The sequence below is a fragment of the Kutzneria kofuensis genome, assembly GCF_014203355.1.
Lineage (GTDB): Bacteria > Actinomycetota > Actinomycetes > Mycobacteriales > Pseudonocardiaceae > Kutzneria > Kutzneria kofuensis.
In genome coordinates this window covers 5,688,490-5,705,656 of sequence record NZ_JACHIR010000001.1, presented here as the reverse complement: position 1 = coordinate 5,705,656, position 17,167 = coordinate 5,688,490, and the positions used below count along the sequence as shown (strand labels likewise).

Annotated in this window: 15 protein-coding genes; 5 read left to right on the top strand and 10 right to left on the bottom strand. The window is 70.6% G+C overall.

The window, feature by feature from the left end; all coding sequences use genetic code 11:
- Window positions 1–40 precede the first annotated feature (40 nt).
- The 4 genes from BJ998_RS26445 to ffh are packed head-to-tail and all read right to left on the bottom strand — an operon-like array spanning window position 41 to window position 4,130.
- Entirely contained in the window at window positions 41–769 is a 729-nt protein-coding gene (locus tag BJ998_RS26445) for a CPBP family intramembrane glutamic endopeptidase (RefSeq protein WP_184865900.1), read from the bottom strand.
- A 46-nt stretch (window positions 770–815) separates the two neighbouring features.
- The gene (locus tag BJ998_RS26440) at window positions 816–1,493 is read right to left on the bottom strand and encodes a CPBP family intramembrane glutamic endopeptidase (RefSeq protein WP_184865898.1); all 678 of its coding nucleotides are present in this window, start codon (window positions 1,491–1,493) and stop codon (window positions 816–818) included.
- A gap of 16 nt (window positions 1,494–1,509) precedes the next feature.
- On the bottom strand, window positions 1,510–2,583 hold the full coding sequence (locus BJ998_RS26435; protein WP_184865896.1) for an amidohydrolase family protein: 1,074 nt from the start codon (window positions 2,581–2,583) through the stop codon (window positions 1,510–1,512).
- A complete protein-coding gene (ffh, locus tag BJ998_RS26430) occupies window positions 2,580–4,130 on the bottom strand; it encodes a signal recognition particle protein (protein ID WP_184868946.1) in 1,551 nt (516 codons plus the stop codon). The genes BJ998_RS26435 and ffh overlap by 4 nt, the downstream gene beginning before the upstream one ends.
- 70 nt (window positions 4,131–4,200) lie before the next feature.
- On the opposite strand from ffh, the gene BJ998_RS26425 reads away from it, so the two are divergent.
- The 5 genes from BJ998_RS26425 (at window position 4,201) to BJ998_RS26405 (ending at window position 9,621) form a co-directional block, all read left to right on the top strand.
- The gene (locus BJ998_RS26425; protein ID WP_184865894.1) at window positions 4,201–5,262 is read left to right on the top strand and encodes a zinc-binding dehydrogenase; all 1,062 of its coding nucleotides are present in this window, start codon (window positions 4,201–4,203) and stop codon (window positions 5,260–5,262) included.
- A gap of 11 nt (window positions 5,263–5,273) precedes the next feature.
- On the top strand, window positions 5,274–5,927 hold the full coding sequence (locus BJ998_RS26420) for a Crp/Fnr family transcriptional regulator (RefSeq protein ID WP_184865892.1): 654 nt from the start codon (window positions 5,274–5,276) through the stop codon (window positions 5,925–5,927).
- A 94-nt stretch (window positions 5,928–6,021) separates the two neighbouring features.
- Complete coding sequence (locus tag BJ998_RS26415; protein ID WP_184865890.1) at window positions 6,022–6,849, top strand: hypothetical protein; 828 nt, start codon at window positions 6,022–6,024, stop codon at window positions 6,847–6,849.
- Window positions 6,846–8,840 carry a hypothetical protein gene (locus BJ998_RS26410; protein ID WP_184865888.1) on the top strand — a complete coding sequence of 665 codons (1,995 nt, stop codon included), beginning with the start codon at window positions 6,846–6,848 and terminating at the stop codon, window positions 8,838–8,840. The genes BJ998_RS26415 and BJ998_RS26410 overlap by 4 nt, the downstream gene beginning before the upstream one ends.
- 4 nt (window positions 8,841–8,844) lie before the next feature.
- A complete protein-coding gene (locus BJ998_RS26405; protein WP_184865886.1) occupies window positions 8,845–9,621 on the top strand; it encodes a hypothetical protein in 777 nt (258 codons plus the stop codon).
- Between the two features lie 78 nt (window positions 9,622–9,699).
- Here the strand turns inward: BJ998_RS26405 and BJ998_RS26400 are convergent, their stop codons facing one another.
- From BJ998_RS26400 to ftsY, 6 genes are all read right to left on the bottom strand, one after another.
- Window positions 9,700–12,054 carry a [protein-PII] uridylyltransferase gene (locus BJ998_RS26400; RefSeq protein WP_184865884.1) on the bottom strand — a complete coding sequence of 785 codons (2,355 nt, stop codon included), beginning with the start codon at window positions 12,052–12,054 and terminating at the stop codon, window positions 9,700–9,702.
- Between the two features lie 10 nt (window positions 12,055–12,064).
- A complete protein-coding gene (locus BJ998_RS26395; protein WP_184865882.1) occupies window positions 12,065–12,403 on the bottom strand; it encodes a P-II family nitrogen regulator in 339 nt (112 codons plus the stop codon).
- On the bottom strand, window positions 12,400–13,680 hold the full coding sequence (locus tag BJ998_RS26390) for an ammonium transporter (protein ID WP_221339165.1): 1,281 nt from the start codon (window positions 13,678–13,680) through the stop codon (window positions 12,400–12,402). Before BJ998_RS26390 ends, BJ998_RS26395 begins: the two co-directional genes overlap by 4 nt.
- A 245-nt stretch (window positions 13,681–13,925) precedes the next feature.
- A complete protein-coding gene (locus tag BJ998_RS26385; protein ID WP_184865878.1) occupies window positions 13,926–15,404 on the bottom strand; it encodes a sodium:solute symporter family protein in 1,479 nt (492 codons plus the stop codon).
- Window positions 15,401–15,595: a DUF3311 domain-containing protein gene (locus BJ998_RS26380; RefSeq protein ID WP_184865876.1), complete on the bottom strand. Its 195-nt coding sequence runs from the start codon at window positions 15,593–15,595 to the stop codon at window positions 15,401–15,403. Before BJ998_RS26380 ends, BJ998_RS26385 begins: the two co-directional genes overlap by 4 nt.
- A gap of 210 nt (window positions 15,596–15,805) precedes the next feature.
- On the bottom strand, window positions 15,806–17,122 hold the full coding sequence (gene ftsY / locus BJ998_RS26375; RefSeq protein WP_184868945.1) for a signal recognition particle-docking protein FtsY: 1,317 nt from the start codon (window positions 17,120–17,122) through the stop codon (window positions 15,806–15,808).
- Window positions 17,123–17,167: the final 45 nt, after the last annotated feature.

The following is a 17,167-nucleotide window of genomic DNA, read 5'->3' as shown; positions in this document are numbered from 1 at the left end:
ACCTACATTCGGGGTGCCGGAGAGCGTGACTCGCCGGGGTTCACCGCCAGATGCCGAGGGACATGAGCAGGATGCCGACGGCCGGCACGAAGTTGTTGATCTGGTGGGCGACGATGCTGGCGGGCAGCCGGCCGGTGACCAGCCGGGCCCAGCCGATCGGGATGGCGATCACCAGCAGCAACGACGTGCGCAGCGGCTCGAGGTGGCTGACGGCGAAGATCGCGGTGCTCAGCACGAACGCGGCCCAGCGGCTCCAGCGCAGCCGCTCGATGGCCCCCCACAGCAGCCCGCGGTAGATCATCTCCTCGCAGGCGGGGCCGATCAGCCAGGTGTAGACGAACATCACGATGCCGAGGGCGAGCGGCAGCGGCTGGGTGTCGACCACGGAGGCCAGCGCCGAGGACGGGTCGAGCTTGCCGACCGTCCGGGCCCAGATCACGCCGGCGATGGCGGTCAGCACCAGGCCGGCGAGGCCGAGCTTGAGGCCGGCGCGCACGTCCGGCCAGCTCCAGCGCAGCCGCAGGTCGGTCACGGGACCGTTGCCGCGCAGCAGCGTCGCGAGCACGGCGACACCGGCGGCGAGCATCGTGGGCAGCGCGGTGACCACGACGATCACGATCGGCGGAATGGGCTCGTCGACACCGACCGGGCCGGCGGCCGCGGACAGGAAGACCGCGGACAGGATGAGCACCAGCTCGGCGAGCACGAACGCGCCGAAGCCCCATCTGTGGGACGGGGGTGAGTCGACCTGTGTTGTCGGTGGCGTCACCGGGCCTCCTCGGTCCGACGGCTGACGAGCGTAGTCAACGTTGGCGTCAGATCCCCGCGAGCGTGAAGATCCCCGGCAGCAGGTTGTTGGTGGCGTGCGCGACCATGCTCGCGCCGATCCGCCCGGTGACCAGCCGGGCGGCGCCGATGGCCAGGCCCTGCGCGAACAGCGACGCCAGTCGGCTCGGGTCGAGATGCAGGAAGGCGAAGACCAGGGCGGTGAGGGCGAGGATGGTCAGCCGCGGCACGCCGTAGTGCTCCAGCGCGCCCCACAGGGCGCCGCGCACGAGCAGTTCCTCCGTGATCGGGGCGCCGATCACCAGGAACGCCACGTATCCGACGAGCCACCCGTCGAGGTGGGTGCTGACCGGCGAGGCCTGCGGCGGGATGATGTGCGAGAGCAGCAGCGAGATCACCAGGCCGGCGATCACGGACACGACGCCGCAGCTCAGCCCGACCGAGAAGTCCCGGCGGTCGGGCAGGAAGCCGAAGTCCGCCCGCACGCCGCGGCCGAAGCGGCGCGAGTACCACCAGGGCACCAGGCCCAGGAACACGTTGGCGATGAACGGCAGCAGCAGGCGGGCCCCCGAACGAGGCCCGTCCGGCGCCGGCAGGAAGCCGATGAGCAGCAGCGACACCAGGTAGTACGCGGCGAAGCCGAGCAGGAACGCGGGCAGCCCCCAGGCCTGGCCGACCGGCGGATCCTGTTGTCGCTGCTCGTCCACCGGCACTCCCCAGTCGCTAGCGAACCACCCGTCCGCGCAGCATGATCATGGACGGATCACGCAGCACCCGGAGATCATCTCGTGGGTCGTCGGCGAATACCAGCAGGTCAGCGGGTGATCCCTCGGTCAGTCCCGGCCAGCCGAGCCAGGACCGGGCCGACCAGGACGCCGCGCCGAGCGCCTGTTCGCGGCTCATACCCGCCTCGTGCAGGGCGATCACCTCGTCGACGAGCCGGCCGTGCTTGATGCCGCCGCCCGCGTCGGTGCCCGCGTAGACCGGCACGCCGGCCTCCACGGCGCTACTCACGGTGTGTCGCACGCGGGCGTGCAGCTCACGCATGTGGGCGGCGTAGACCGGGTACTTGGCCGCACCGTCGGCAATGGACGGGAACAGCTCGATGTTGATCAGGGTCGGCACCAGTGCCGTGCCGCGGCGGGCCATCTCGGCGATGGTGTCATCGGTCAGCCCGGTGCCGTGCTCGATGCAGTCGATGCCGGCGTTGATCAGGCCGGGCAGCGCGTCCTCGCCGAACGTGTGCGCGGTGACCTTGACGCCGGCCGCGTGCGCGACGTCGATGGCCTCCTTGAGCACCTCGTCCGGCCACAGCGGGGCCAGGTCGCCGAGGTCGCGGTCGATCCAGTCACCGACCAGCTTCACCCAGCCGTCACCGTCGGCCGCCTGCTCGGCCACCGCGGCCGGCAGCAGCGACGGGTCCTCCAGTTCGACGCCGATGTGCCGGATGTAGCGCCGCGGCCGGGCCAGGTGACGGCCGGCGCGCACGATCCGGGGCAGGTCGAGCCGTTCCTGCAGCGACCGGGTGTCGATCGGCACGCCGCAGTCGCGGATCAACAGCGTGCCGTTGTCCCGGTCGAGCTCGGCCTGCTCGGCCGCCTCCTCCAGGGTCGTCCCGCCGGACGGGCCGAGGCCGACGTGGCAGTGCGCGTCGACCATGCCGGGCAGCAGGAAACCACCGTCCACGACGGTCTCCGCGCCCGGCACGAGCTTCGTGCGCACCCGCCCGTTGACGACCCACAGGTCGCGCTCCTCGCCGTCCGGCAGGACGACGCCGCGCAGGTGGAAGCCGGTCATTTGTCCTTGCCGAACTTGAACTTCTTCGGGTCGAAGCCGGGCGGCAGCTGGTCGAGGCCGGCCAGGCCGGGCGGCAGCTCCTGCAGGCCCGGGGGCAGGTTGGACAAGTCGGGCATGCCCCCGGGGAGACCACCCGGCAGGCCCGGGAAGCCGCCGCGCATCTTCGGCTGGGTCGGGCCGCGGTTGCCCTTGCCCTTCTTCCCCTTCTTGCCCTTGCGGCTGCCGCCACCGCCGCCGGCGAAGCCGAACCGGCCGGCCATCTGCTTCATCATCTTGCGGGCCTCGAAGAAGCGGGTGACCAGGTCGTTCACCTCGCTCACGGACACGCCGGAGCCCTTGGAGATGCGCAGCCGCCGCGAGCCGTTGATGATCTTCGGATCGGCCCGCTCGGCCGGCGTCATGCCACGGATGATGGCCTGCAGCCGGTCCAGCTTCTTCTCGTCGAAGTTGGCCAGCTGGTCCTTCATCTGGCCGGCGCCGGGCAGCATGCCCAGCAGGTTGGCGATCGGGCCCATCTTGCGGACGGCGAGCATCTGCTCGAGGAAGTCCTCCAGGGTCAGCTCGCCGGTGCCCAGCTTGGCCGCGGTCTGCTGCGCCTTCTCCTGGTCGAAGTGCTGCTCGGCCTGCTCGATCAGGGTGAGCAGGTCGCCCATGCCCAGGATCCGGCTGGCCATCCGGTCCGGGTGGAAGACGTCGAAGTCCTCCAGCTTCTCGCCGTTGGAGGCGAACAGGATCGGTTGGCCGGTCACCTCGCGCACGGACAGCGCGGCGCCGCCTCGGGCGTCGCCGTCGAGCTTGGTCAGCACGACACCGGTGAAGCCGACGCCGTCGCGGAAGGCCTCGGCGGTGGTCACCGCGTCCTGGCCGATCATCGCGTCGACCACGAACAGCACCTCGTCGGGCTGCACGGCGGCCTTGATGTCGGCGGCCTGCCGCATCAGCTCCTCGTCGATGCCCAGCCGGCCGGCGGTGTCGACGACGACGACGTCGTGCTGGGCCCGCTTGGCCTCGTCGAGGCCGGCCTTGGCCACCCGCACCGGGTCGCCGACGCCGTTGCCCGGCTCCGGCGCGAACACCGGCACGCCGGCGCGCTCACCGACGACCTGCAGCTGGGTGACGGCGTTGGGGCGCTGGAGGTCGCAGGCGACCAGCATCGGGGTGTGGCCCTGCTTGCGCAGCCAGCCCGCCAGCTTGCCGGCCAGCGTCGTCTTGCCGGCGCCCTGGAGGCCGGCGAGCATGATCACCGTGGGCGGCGTCTTGGCCAGGTTCAGCCGGCGCGTCTCGCCGCCGAGGATGCCGATCAGCTCCTCGTTGACGATCTTGACGACCTGCTGGGCCGGGTTCAGCGCCGCGGAGACCTCCGCGCCCTTGGCCCGCTCCTTGATGCCCGCGATGAACGTGCGCACCACCGGCAGCGCGACGTCCGCCTCCAGCAGGGCGATCCGGATCTCCCGGCAGGTGGCGTCGATGTCCGCGTCGGTGAGGCGTCCCTTGCCACGCAGGTTCGCCAGAACCGACGAGAGCCGGTCAGAAAGGGTGTCGAACACAGTCCGCACGACCTCGCAACTAGACGGTGGTGTTGCGTCGAGGGTAACCGGCGCGGTACCCACCAGTCTCATGAGCGCCACGATGCCGGCCGGACGGCTCAACCTCCGCACCCTCCAGTTCGCCGTGGAGGAGGTGCCCGTGCCTACCCCGGGGCGCGGCGAGGTGCTGGTGAAGGTGGAGGCCGCGGGCGTGTGCCTGTCCGACATCCACCTGATCGACGGCACGCTGCGACTGCCCGGCAACGACCTGGAGAAGGTGACGCTCGGGCACGAGGTCGCCGGCACGATCGCCGAACTGGGCGACGGGGTGCCGGACGTGTACCGCGAGGGGCAGCGGGTGCTGCTGCTGGCCGGCATGGCGTGCGGGCGGTGCGCCAACTGCGTGCGGCGTCGGCCCGGCTGCCTGCGCGGTCTCACCCGTGGCGTCGAGTTCGACGGCGGTTGGGCGCACTACACGCTGGCGCGCTTCGAAACCGTGTACGCCATCCCCGACAGCCTGCCCATCGAGCAGGCCGCGATCATCCCCGACGCCGTCTCCACTCCGTACGCGGCCATCACCCAGACCGCCGGCTTGCGCCCCGCACAGTCCGCCGGCATCTGGGGCGTCGGTGGTCTCGGCGCACACGGCGTGCAGCTGCTGCGCTTCGCCGGCGCCACGCCCGTCATCGCCGTCGACCCGCTGCCCAACGCCCGTGAACGCGCCCTCAAGCTCGGCGCCGACGTCGCCCTCGACCCCATGGCCGCCGACTTCCGGGAGCAGGTCCTCGCCGCCACCGACGGCCTCGGTCTCGACTACGCCTTCGACTTCGCCGGCGTGCCGGCCGTACGCACCCAGGCCGACAGCGTCCTCGCCCGCAACGGCGCCCTGGTGCTCGTCGGCCTGTCCGGGCAGGCCCTCACCATCCCCAACGACACCGCCTTCAGCGCCGGACGGCACCGCGTGCTCGGCCACTACGGCGGCCTGCCCGTGCACCTGGAGGAGCTCATCAAGCTCGCCGGCCACGGCCGGCTGGACTTCTCCGGCTCCATCAGCGGCCACTTCAAGTTCGAGGACGCCGCCGAGGCCGTACGCCAGCTCGCCGAGAAGGTCAACGACCCCATCCGCCTGGTGCTGACGCCCGACGGGGTGTAGAGAACAAAGGCGTGCCCCATGGGGGATTCCGAGCTCTGATCGGCGACGAGGAGTGGGCCGCGCTCTTGGCGGCGGGTCATCCCCGTCAGTATCCACGCGGCTCCGAACTCATGCGGCAGGGCTATTCCGGTGGCTACTTGCTCGCGCTGACCGGTGGCCGGGTGCAGGTGCTGCGTTCGGAGCAAGGCGGCGAGCAACGCCTGCTCGTGGCGCTGCGCGCGGCCGGCGACCTGGTCGGGGAGATGGCTGCGCACGGTGGCGGTGGCGTGCGCAGCGCATCGGTCGTCGCCCTTGACGACTGCTACGCGCATTACCTGACCGTGGAGGCGTTCGACCGGCTGCCCGCGGCCCGGAAGCTCACCGACTACGTCGTGCTCAAGCTGTCCGAAAGCGTGCCGTTCCGGGTACAGCTGGTGCACTTCAAGCCGCCACAGCGAATCGCACGGCTGCTGGCCGAACTCGTCATGCTCGCCGGGCCCGAGCTGGCCGATCCCATGCTGATCCCGTTGTCACAGGAGCAGATCGCGACGGCGCTCGGCGTGGCACGCAGCTCGGTCAGCTCGTTCGTCGCCGACCTGCGGCGCGAAGGCGTGCTCGGGCCGGGACCACGACTGACCGTCGCCGATCCCGAACGGCTGCTGCGGTACACCTCCGAACGAGTGTGATCCCTATCACCGCGTAACTGTCCGTCGACGGACAACGACGCCTCCTGGCGTGGTCGAGGCTCAACGCCAACCTCGTCCGAACAGGAGGATGTCGATGCCACACCGGAGTTTGCCGCCCTACCGCGCGATGCTCGTCGTCGATCTCAAGGACTTCAGCGGCGTGCCCGCCGCCGAACAGGGCGTGATCGGCGGCCGGATCCCCGAGCTGTTGCGCGACACGTTCCAGCGCATGGGCCACGGCTACCTGTGGGCCGAGGCCAAGTTCACCGACCACACGGGTGACGGTTACGCGATGGGCTTCCGCACCAAGCATCTGCCGGTGCTGGTCGATGGATTTTCCTCGACGCTGCAACAGGAGCTCGCCGACGTGGGCAGGCGGACCGGTGCACCGCAACGGATGCGGGTGAGCCTCAGTGTCGGCCCACTGACCGATGACGCGGGCCCACGGATCCGGGACGGCCAGGGGGCGGCCCGGATCGAGACCCACCGACTGCTGGACTCCGCGCCCGTACGCGACCTGCTCGCCCGATCCAACCCGCAGGTCACGCTGGTGGCCACGATCATCTCGGCCCGGGTGTACGAGGACGTCGTCGCCGGCGGGTACTCCGAACTGCGCGAAGACCAGTTCGTCGAGGCGCCGGTCAAGGTGAAGTCCTACGAGGGCAGCGCGTACCTGCATGTGCCGCTGCCGTCGGGCGACCTGCTGGCGAACGGGTTCACGCTGCCCGAGCCGCCCCAGGTCGCCGAGCACGCAACCGAGCCGGCGGAACCGGCGTCGGTGCAAATCCGTGACATCAGTGGCAACCGGGGCACGGTGATCGGCAGCAACCAGGGACCCGTGCAGACCGGCGACGGCGTCCAGGTCAATGGCTCAACCGTGCACGGAACAGTCATGCGCGACAAGAGGAGTGGGCGCAAATGACCTCGCGGTTCGAGCTGAACGACATCGACCACAACTCGGGAACCGTGATCGGCGCCAGCGAGGGCCCTGTGCTGACGGGCAGCGGTGCGCAGGTCACCAACAGCGAGGTCGATCAGCTGTCCGCGGACCAGGTGGCGGGCGACAAGTTCACCGCCGACACCATGCTGGTCCTGCAGATCGCCGGCCAAGAGGCCGGTCGTCGTGTTCGTGCCATGCAGTGGTTCTCGACGCGCAGGCTCTCCGCGCTCGCCGCGTGCTTCGTCGAGCCGGACGGATTCGTTCAGGCACAGGCGGTTCTCGCCGAGAAGCAGTCGGTGTTGATCGCCGGGCCGGCCGGCGCCGGCCGGCTGACCGCCGCCGCGATGCTCCTGCACCGCGTCGGCGGTGCGAGCCGGATCAGGCAGGTCGACATCGACCTCGGCGACGAGGGCCAGCCCGTGCTCGACACGGACCAGGTGCGTCAGGGCGAGTCGTTGCTGCTCGACCTGTCCACAGTGGACCTTCCTGACTACCTGAGGGCGATCCGGGAACTGGGCGCGCTGGTGGACCGCGTCGCCGAGGTCGGCAGCCTGCTGGCCGTGGTGCTGCCGGACTACGAGCGTCAGGTGCCCAGCTCGAATCTGCGCGGGCTTCGGGTCGAGCTCCTGCTGACGCCGAGACTGGCCCGCGACGTCTTCGAGTTCCACCTGAAGGCGCGCGGCGTGTCGCCGGGCGGCTCGAACCCGTTGCTGACGGCGATGTTCGACCATCCGCGAGCCGGCGAGCTGGCTGAACTTGCCCACCTCGTCGCGGAGTCCATGGCCACGACCGGCGGCTGGGACGAGTCGCTCGTAGTCGCGCTCGGCGCGCTGTCCAACTGGTCGGCCGAGCTGACCGAGACGTTCGCCGAGCACCCCGATGCCGCGTGGCGCAGCCTGCTGCTGTCCGCGGCGTTGCTGTCCGGCTGCCCGTCGGACGCGGTGTTCGAGGCGGATCGGGAGCTGGCCAGGCTGCTGGAGTTCCCGGACGTCGAGGAGCACCCGTTCGCACGGCCAGGGCTCACCGAGCGGCTGGCCGACATCGGCGCCGAGATCGTCGACGGCCGGGTGCGGTTCTCCCGACCGCGCTACGCGGATGCGGTGCTGAACCACGTGTGGCGGAACTTCCCCGGGTTACGGTCGATGCTGGCCCGCTGGATCGAGCAGTTGCCGCGACTGGCCAGGACGAGCTTGGTCGACGGCGATCGGACCGTGCTCGCCGACCGGTTCACCACGTTGTCACTGCGGCACGGCATGGTGAACGACCTCCTGCAGGCCGCGCGGGGCTGGGCCAGCGTCGGCGACAACAGGACCACCGCGCTCGCGGTGCAGGTGCTGGGCACTGCTGTGCTGGATCCCGCCTCGGGATGGCAGTTCCGGCGAAGGGTCTATGCCTGGGCACGAGACGGATCGGTTTCGCCGCGGTTGGCCGGCGTGGTCATGTCCGTGTGCGAGAACGTGCTCGGACCGGCCTATCCCGAGGCCGCCATGGTTCGGCTGCACCATCTGACCCGACACCGCGACGAGACCATCGGATTGGCGGCGGTCGAGGCACTGCTGCGGCTGGTGTCGGGTCCCCAGACCCGGTCGTGGCTGCTCGGACGGGTGGTGGCCAGGCTCGACAACGGCGAACCCGGCCGCGACGTCGAGTTGTTCGGCCGGCTCGTCGACCCGACACTGCCGTACGGCGCGACGGAGCTCGACCTGATCAGGGTTGGTTGGCGTGGGGCGCTGGCCCGGCCGGAGAGCGTCCCGTTGCTATGGGCGTGGCTGTCCGCCTCCACCGAGATCGGGCTGGACCTGCTGGTCAGTGCCTGCGACGGGCGAACCGCTCTGCTCGGCCGGCTGCGGGCGGCCGCCGTGGCGTGGGTCGCCGAGGACCCGGCTTCTCGACGCCAGGCCGGGCTACTGCTCGACACCAAGATCGATTCTGCGATGGGCCTGGCGCGTCCGGCGTCGGGCAGGGAGGAATGACCCCATGGCCCGCGGTTTCTTCGCCAAGTTCCTGGCCACGGCCGAGCCGTACGTCATGCCGCCCACATGGCAGGGCCGCATCGAGAACGTGCCGGTGCGCAGTGCGACCCAGGATTACCACTTCTGGTTCTCCTGCACGGTGCTGCACCAGCTGACCCACCCCGGCGCACAAGCCCATCCCGCGCCGCTGGAAGCCGCCAAGCACGGAATCCTCCGACAGGTCATGCCGGTCGCGGCAGCCGTGGAACTGACTGGGGGTGCGGCGTTGCAGGCTCAGCTGGCGACACAATTGGGCGTGCCCTGCCACGAGTTGAACGGTCAACTCCGCGTGTGGGCGACAGATGTTGTCGTCAGCGTCGACGACGCGGATCTGCAAGCCGTCCACCAGCGGCACGACCTGCAGCGCAAGCTGCAGGTGTGGCAACACGAGAAGGAGATGGAGCGGCGGGAGTGCGAGTTCACCGCCGAGATGCTCACCGATCCCAACCGCGCGGTCGCATGGTGGTTATCGCGCAATCCGCAGCAGGTGGCGCAGGCCGTGGGCATGATCGAGCCGATCGCCCGGCTCAGCGCGGCGATCCACGGCCCCGCCGAGGCGCCGGCGGAGGTTTCTGCGGAGGATCAGCTGCTGGCGGCCGCCGAGCAGTTGTTCGCCGAGCTCGACGAGTGGAACCGCCCGCTGCTCGGCGACCAGCTGGCGAAGACGCTGGCCACCTTCGGCCACGCCGACCTCGCCGCCCGCCTTCGCGACCGCCTCGACGCCCAGGGGCTGGCGACCTGACCTGGGTGAAAGGACCATTGCTGACGTTGAACGACAGGAATGGTCCTTTCCGAGCATCAGGGGGTTGGCCGGACGGCGTCAGCCCCTGGCGGCGGTGAGGACGGCGCGTTCGATGGCGCGGCGGCGGGCGGGGTCCAACTGCTCGCCGTCCTGGGGGACGAGGCAGAAGGAGTCGACGACGGTGCCGCCGAGGGTGGCGACCTTGGCCCACCGGACGTCCAGCTTGTTGCCTTCGAGGGTGGCGGCTACGCCATGGAGCAGGCCGATGCGGTCGGCGGCGCGGAGTTCCAGGACGATGGCGCCGGAGGCCTCGTCGTCGAACCAGAGGACACGAGGGGGCGGCGCGTCGGCGGGAGGGCCGCCGTAGTCGCGTTCCTTGGCGGTGAGGCGTTCGCCGAGGGGAAGCTCGCCGGCGATGGCCCGGGTGAGTTGCTCGCGGACGAGACCGGGGTCGGGGAGGGAGCCGAAGCGCGGCGACACGGAGAAGACGTCGACGGCGACGTCGGAGTGGCTGCGCAGGGCGGCGGAATGGACCTCCAGGGAGTTCAAGGCAAGCACGCCGGCGGCCCGCGACAGAAGGCCGGGGCGGTCGGGGGCGACGACGGTGACGGTGGCGGACTGACCGTCCTCGGTGATGAGCACATCGGGCTTGCCGGACAGGGAAACCTTCTGGGCCAGGGCTTGCTGCGAAGCGTCGAGGGGCTCGGGACGCGGCGAGGGCTCGCCGGCCATGGCGGAGCGGCAGCGCCGAACCAGGTCGGCGATGAGCCCGGCCTTCCAGTCGGTCCACACGCCGGGACCGGTGGCGAGGGAATCGGCCTCGGCCAGGGCGTGCAGGATCTCCAGCAGAGCGGGATCGCCGCCGAGGGTCTCGACGACCCGGGCGACGGTGGCCTCGTCCTCGACGTCACGACGGGTCGCGGTGTGCGGCAACAACAAGTGGTGCCGAACGGCCGACGACAGAAGCCGGACGTCGTCGGGCCACAGGCCGAGGCGCTCACCGATCTGGGTGGCCAGGGCGGCACCGACCTCGGAGTGGTCGGCGTCCCGCCCCTTGCCGATGTCGTGGAGCAAAGCCGCCAGCAGCAGGAGATCCGGCCGGGAGACGGTGGTGGCGAGCCGGGCGGCCTGGGCGGTGGCCTGCACGAGGTGCCGGTCGACGGTCCACGTGTGGGCGAGGTCCCGCGGCGGCAGGTCCCGAACGGCGCCCCACTCCGGGAAAAGCCGGCCCCACAAGCCGGTTCGGTCGTACGCCTCGACGACGTCGATCAGCCCGGGACCGGTGCCCAGCAGCTCGAACAACTCGTCCCGGGCCTCTCGCGGCCACGGCTTGCGCAGCTCCGGCGAGGAGTCGGCGAGCCGGGTCAAGGTTCCCGGAGCGATAGGACTGTTGGTACGGGCGGCAGCCCCGGCGACGCGGAGCAGCAGCCCGGCGTCACGGCTGGGCACGGCGTCCCGGGCCAACGCGACTTCGTTGCCGTGCAGGACAACGCCGTCGTCCAACGGCCGCCTTGCCGGGCCACGCCGCAACGCCGACCGCCCGAACGCGCCGATTCCCTTACGGGGCGCGGCCGCCCGGGCGGATCGCAGGGCTACGTCGACGGCGTAGACGACGGTCCGCCCGGCCGAGGACAAGGCGCGGGCGAGACCGAAACGATCGCCCATGGACAGCGCGGCGGCGACCTCGTCGCCCTCCTGGGCATGCAGCACGTCCCGCGGCTTTCCACTGGCACGCCGCAATTCCGTACGCACGTCGAGCAGCAACTCCCGTGCCTGCTCGACGTCCGCGCCGGGACGGTCGATCACCTGCGCGACGGCCAGGGCGTCCACGAGCTGCACGTCCCGCAACCCGCCGCGCCCGTGCTTGATGTCCGGCTCGACCCGGTGCGCCACCTCGCCCGACGCCGTCCACCGGCGCTTGGCCTGGTCGGCGAGCTCGTCGAGGCGGTCCCGGATGCCGGCCCGCCACTGCTGCCGGGCCGAGTTGATCAGCCGCTCGGCGACCTCCTGGTCACCGGCCAGGAACCGGGCCTCCAGCAGCCCCAGAGCCACCCGCAGGTCGCTGCCGGCGACGCGCAGCGCCTCGCCGACGGTCCGCACCGAGTGGTCCAGCCCGATGCCGGAGTTCCACAGCGGGTACCACAGCTTCTCGGCGACGGAGTCGATGTCCTTGCGTCCATTGTGGACGAGAACGAGGTCGAGGTCCGAGCCCGGGACGAATTCCCGCCGCCCCAACGCGCCGACGGCCACCAGCGCGGCCCCACCGCCCACGCCAGCGGCGCCGGCGTGGGCGGTGAGCCAGAACTCGTGCAGGTCGACCAACGCTTCACGGAGCGCCTCGGCCGGTAGTCGGCGGTGACCCGGTGCGGGCTTGAGCAGGAGATCCCTGGCCCGCACCAGGTCATCGGCCGTGACAGCCCCCAGATCGGTCATGCCACGCCTTTCACAATGCGTCGTTGCCGCGTTCCCCGGTCCGCACCCTCACGACGGTTTCCACCGGCACGACCCAGACCTTGCCGTCGCCGATCTTGCCGGTGCGGGCCGCCTCGACCACGGCGTCCACCACCTTGTCCGCGGTCAGGTCGTCGACGAGCACCTCGACCCGCAGCTTCGGCACGAAGTCCACGGCGTACTCGGCGCCGCGGTAGACCTCGGTGTGGCCCTTCTGCCGGCCGAAGCCCTGCACCTCGCTGACCGTCATGCCCAGCACGCCCAGCCGCTCCAGCGACGCCTTCACGTCGTCCAGCACGAACGGCTTGATGATCGCGGTCACCAGCTTCATGACTTGCTTCCCTCCAGGACAGTGCTGACGCCCGACACCTTGCCCGCGATCCGGCCGCCGCCCGTGATGCCGCCGAACTCGTAGGCGGTCTCCGCGTGCTCGCTCTCGTCGATGCCGGTGACCTCGGCCTCGGCGTCGACCCGGAACCCGATCGTCTTCTTGATGATCCAGCCGAGGATGAAGGTGATCACGAACGAGTACGCCAGCACGGAGAACGCGCCGATGGCCTGCTTGCCCAACTGGGTGAAACCGCCGCCGTAGAACAGGCCGTCGGCCCCGGCGGAGTTGACGCTGGTGGTGCCGAAGAAGCCGATCAGCAGCGTGCCGACGATGCCGCCGACCAGGTGCACGCCGACCACGTCGAGGGAGTCGTCGAAGCCGAGCCGGAACTTCAGGCCGACGGCCAGCGCGCAGACCACGCCGGCGATCAGGCCGATGGCGGCCGCGCCGAGCGGGTTGACGAAGGCACAGGCGGGGGTGATGGCGACCAGGCCGGCGACCGCGCCGGAGGCCGCGCCGAGGGTGGTGGGCTTGCCGTCGCGGACCTGCTCGGTGATCAGCCAGCCGAGCACGGCGGCGGCGGTGGCCACGGTGGTCGTGGTGAACGCGACGGAGGCGAGGTCGCTCGCCGCCAGCGCGGAGCCGGCGTTGAAGCCGTACCAGCCGAACCACAGCAGGCTGGCGCCCAGCAGCACGAACGGCACGTTGTGGGGACGCATCGGCTCCTTCGGCCAGCCCTTGCGGCGGCCGAGAACCAGGGCCAGCGCGAGACCGGCGGCGCCGGCGTTGATGTGGACCGCGGTGCCACCGGCGAAGTCGAGGGCCTTGATCCGGTTGGCCAGCCAGCCGCCGAGGGTGGAGCCGTCGGCGGAGTCGAAGGCGAACACCCAGTGCGCCACCGGGAAGTAGACGACGGTGACCCAGACGATCAGGAAGATCACCCAGGACCAGAACTTGGTGCGGTCGGCGATGGCGCCGGAGATCAGCGCCGGAGTGATCACCGCGAACATCAGCTGGAACATGACGAACGCCAGCACCGGGATCTGATGGTCCTTCGGCCCGGTCAGCTGGCCGACGGTGCCGGCGAGCCCGGCGCTGTCGAAGTTGCCGACCAGTCCGGCGAACGCGTCGTTGCCGAACGCCTCGCTGTAGCCGTACAGCATCCACAGCACGGTGACCACGGCGAGCGCGATGAAGTTCAGCATGAGCATGTTCAGCACGCTCTTGGAGCGGACCATGCCGCCGTAGAAGAACGCGAGTCCCGGTGTCATCAGCATGACCAGCGCGGCGCTGGCCAACACCCAGGCGGTGTCTCCTGTGTTCACATCGTCCTCCCATGCGGGCGCCAGTTGCACGGAAGCTTCGTCAGCGGCTGTTTCACCGGCCTTCGCGCCATGTTTCGCGGGCGTGAACTGTCGGCGGTCCGGTGTTAACAGGGCATTTCCGCCGCGCTACCCGTCCGATTTCGGTGACGTTCCGTCAACGGGTGGCATGCTGTGCGTCGCCCGATCCAGTGGCGGTCTCAGGCCGTGACCGACTCGGTCGGAGCACCTCGCACCGCACGGTGGCGACGGGTGATCATCGTGACGACGCCGAGCACCAGCACGTTCGCGACCAGGGCGACAACGCCGGTGTTCAGGTCCTTGAGCGGCTGCGGCAGCCACGGCGCCAGCCCCGCCAGCGTCGCCCCACTGACGGTGAACGCCGCGACGATCGCCACGCCGACCACGATGCCCGCGGCCGCGCCGACCGTGTTGACCACACGGCGGCGGCACAGGCTGAGCACCATCGCCGGGAACAGCTGCGTAACCAGCGAATAGCCCATCAGCAGCAGCGAGACGATGGTGTCGCCGCCGTTGAACGTGAAGTACAGCGCGACCACGGCGACGACCGGCACGAGGATCTTGGCCAGCACACCGACCTGCCGGTCGGAGGTCGCCGGCCGGGCCACCCGGTAGACGTTCTTGGCCAGCATCGTCGCCGCCGTCATCAGGATCAGCGAGCCCGGCACCAAGGCGGTCAGCACGCCGGCGCCGCCGACGACGCCCACGAACCACGGGTCGAACGTCTTGGTGGTGATCCGCAGCAGCGACAGGTCGCCGTCGCTGCCCTTCAGGCCGGGCACCACCAGCACGGCGGCGAAGCCGGCGAAGAACACGAACAGCAGGATCAGCTGGTACAGCGGCAGCACGACCGCGTTGCGGCGGAACACCCGCTCGTCGCGGGCGGTGTAGACGGCGCTGAAGGAATGCGGCCACATGTAGAAGCCGAAGGCCGACAGCAACACCGTGGACACGAACCAACTGGGGCTCATGCCCTTGGCCGGCAGTGTGAGGAAGCCCGGCTTGGCGGCGTCGATCGCGTGGAACATCGCCCCGAAGCCGCCGAAGTAGTGCAGCGGCAGATAGATCCCCAGGAACACGACGACCACCAGGATCATCACGTCCTTGAGCGCCGCCGTCCACGCCGACCCCCGCACGCCGGAGATCGTCACGTACGCCGCGAGCACCACCGTGCCGGCGATGATCGAGACCGCGTACGGGATCCGGCCGCCGGAGGTCTCGGAGACGATGATGCCCAGGCCCTTGAGCTGCAGCACCAGGTACGGCACCAGCGCCACCACGCCGACCAGCGACACCAGCACGCCCAGCGCCGGGCTGTCGAACTTGGCGGTGAAGAAGTCGGCCTGGGACAGCAGTTCCTTGCGCTTGGCGTACCGCCACAGCGCCGGCAGCAGCCAGTACGACATGACAAACGCCAACGAGCCGTAGCAGAGGATGTAGAAGGCGGGGCCGCCCTTGCCGTAGGCCCAGCCGGAGCCGCCGAGGAAGGTGAAGGTCGTGTAGATCTCGCCGGCCATCAGCAGGAACACGAAGATCGAGCCGAAGCCGCGACCGCCGACGCTCCACTGCTCCAGGTTCATGTCCCGGCCGCGACGGGCGCGCACCGCCAGCACGACCGCGACCAGCACGGTGGCCGCGACCACCAGCAGCGCGGTCACTCGCCGCTCCGGTTCGCCGGGTCGAGCTTGTAGATCACGGCCAGGATGACGGAGGTCAGCACGACCCAGGCGAGCATCCAGAACAGGATGAACGGCAGGCCGAGCACGTACGGCTCGGTCCGGTCGGCGAACCAGGCGCCGCCGAGCATCCCCAGCACCGGCAGCACGCCCAGCAGGTGGCGCAGTCGCATGGAGCCTCCCCGCGGCCCGGCTCATTCCACGATACGGAACCCGACGTCCAGGTTTGGGGAGAATCCAACGTTGCACCCCGACGGTGTGTCAAGACCCGCCCACGCCCCGTCACCGGCCCGAAACGCGCCCGCCCCGAAGCTGGGAACGGACCATTCCCAAACTCCGAGTAGAGGAACGGTCCGTTCCGAACGGCAAAACGGGAAGTCCGGTCAGCCGAGCAGGGCGTCGACGAAGGCGGCCGGCTCGAACGGGGCCAGGTCGTCGGGGCCCTCGCCGAGGCCGACGAGCTTGACCGGGACGCCGAGTTCCCGCTGCACCTGGAACACGATGCCGCCCTTGGCGGTGCCGTCGAGCTTGGTCAGCACGACACCCGTCACGTCGACGACCTCGCCGAACACCCGGGCCTGGGTGAGGCCGTTCTGGCCGGTGGTGGCGTCCAGCACGAGCAGCACCTCGTCGACGAGGGCCTGCTTCTCCACCACCCGCTTGACCTTGCCCAGCTCGTCCATCAGGCCGGTCTTGGTGTGCAGCCGGCCGGCGGTGTCCACCAGCACGGCGTCGACCTTCGAGTCCACGCCCTGCTTGACGGCGTCGAACGCGACGGCGGCGGGGTCGGCGCCCTCGCGACCGCGCACGATCTCGGCGCCGACGCGGGAACCCCAGGTGGCCAACTGCTCGGCCGCGGCGGCACGGAAGGTGTCGGCGGCGCCGAGCAGCACGGTCCGGCCGTCGGCGACGAGCACGCGGGCGAGCTTGCCGGTGGTGGTGGTCTTGCCGGTGCCGTTGACGCCGACGACCAGCAGCACGGCCGGCCGGCCGTCGTTGGGCAGCGCCCGCACGGACCGTTCCATGTCGGGGTGCAGCGCCTCGATCAGCACCTCACGCAGCAGCGCCCGCGCGTGGTCGGCGTCGCGCACGCCCTGCGACACGATCTTCGTCCGCAGCGAGCCGACGATCTCCGCGGCGGTGGCCGCGCCCAGGTCGGCCATCAGCAGCTGGTCCTCGATCGACTCCCACGAGTCCTCGTCGAGGTCGCCGGCGCCGAGCAGGCCGAGCAGGCTCTTGCCGAACATCGTCTGCGAGCGGGCCAGCCGGCCGCGCAGCCGCTGCATCCGACCCTCGGTCGGCGCGATCTCGTCGAGCTCGGGCTCGGGTTCGGCCTCGACGACGGGTTCCGGCTCCGCCACGGGCGCCGGTTCGACAACGGGTTCGGGCAGGTCGACGTCGACGAGCGTGCGGCGCTCGGAGTCACGGGGCACGGCGGCGTCGTCGCCGACGCCGGGCTGGCCGTCGACCTCGGTGCGGTCGGCGACCGGATGTTCGACGGGTTCGGCGGTGGCCGTGCCACCGCCTGTGGACAGGTTGAAGCCGCCACCGGCCTGGTAGCCGGTCCGGGGCTTCTCCAGCTCCTCCTTCTTCGACATGCTGATCCGGCGGCGCCGGGCGAGCACCAGCCCGACCACCAGGGCGACGAGCAGCACCGCCAGGACGACGATGCCGATCACGAGCAGCGAGGTGGAGTCCAACACCGTCCCATCCTCGCATCCCGACCCTTGTCAACATCTAACGCA

Excerpts from the sequence above, each read along its gene's own strand:
- BJ998_RS26435 (WP_184865896.1), bottom strand. The coding sequence starts at position 2,583 with ATGACCGGCTTCCACCTGCGCGGCGTCGTCCTGCCGGACGGCGAGGAG.
- BJ998_RS26425 (WP_184865894.1), top strand. The coding sequence starts at position 4,201 with ATGAGCGCCACGATGCCGGCCGGACGGCTCAACCTCCGCACCCTCCAG.
- BJ998_RS26415 (WP_184865890.1), top strand. The coding sequence starts at position 6,022 with ATGCCACACCGGAGTTTGCCGCCCTACCGCGCGATGCTCGTCGTCGAT.
- BJ998_RS26410 (WP_184865888.1), top strand. The coding sequence starts at position 6,846 with ATGACCTCGCGGTTCGAGCTGAACGACATCGACCACAACTCGGGAACC.
- BJ998_RS26405 (WP_184865886.1), top strand. The coding sequence starts at position 8,845 with ATGGCCCGCGGTTTCTTCGCCAAGTTCCTGGCCACGGCCGAGCCGTAC.
- BJ998_RS26400 (WP_184865884.1), bottom strand. The coding sequence starts at position 12,054 with ATGACCGATCTGGGGGCTGTCACGGCCGATGACCTGGTGCGGGCCAGG.
- BJ998_RS26395 (WP_184865882.1), bottom strand. The coding sequence starts at position 12,403 with ATGAAGCTGGTGACCGCGATCATCAAGCCGTTCGTGCTGGACGACGTG.
- BJ998_RS26390 (WP_221339165.1), bottom strand. The coding sequence starts at position 13,680 with ATGCTGATGACACCGGGACTCGCGTTCTTCTACGGCGGCATGGTCCGC.
- BJ998_RS26380 (WP_184865876.1), bottom strand. The coding sequence starts at position 15,595 with ATGCGACTGCGCCACCTGCTGGGCGTGCTGCCGGTGCTGGGGATGCTC.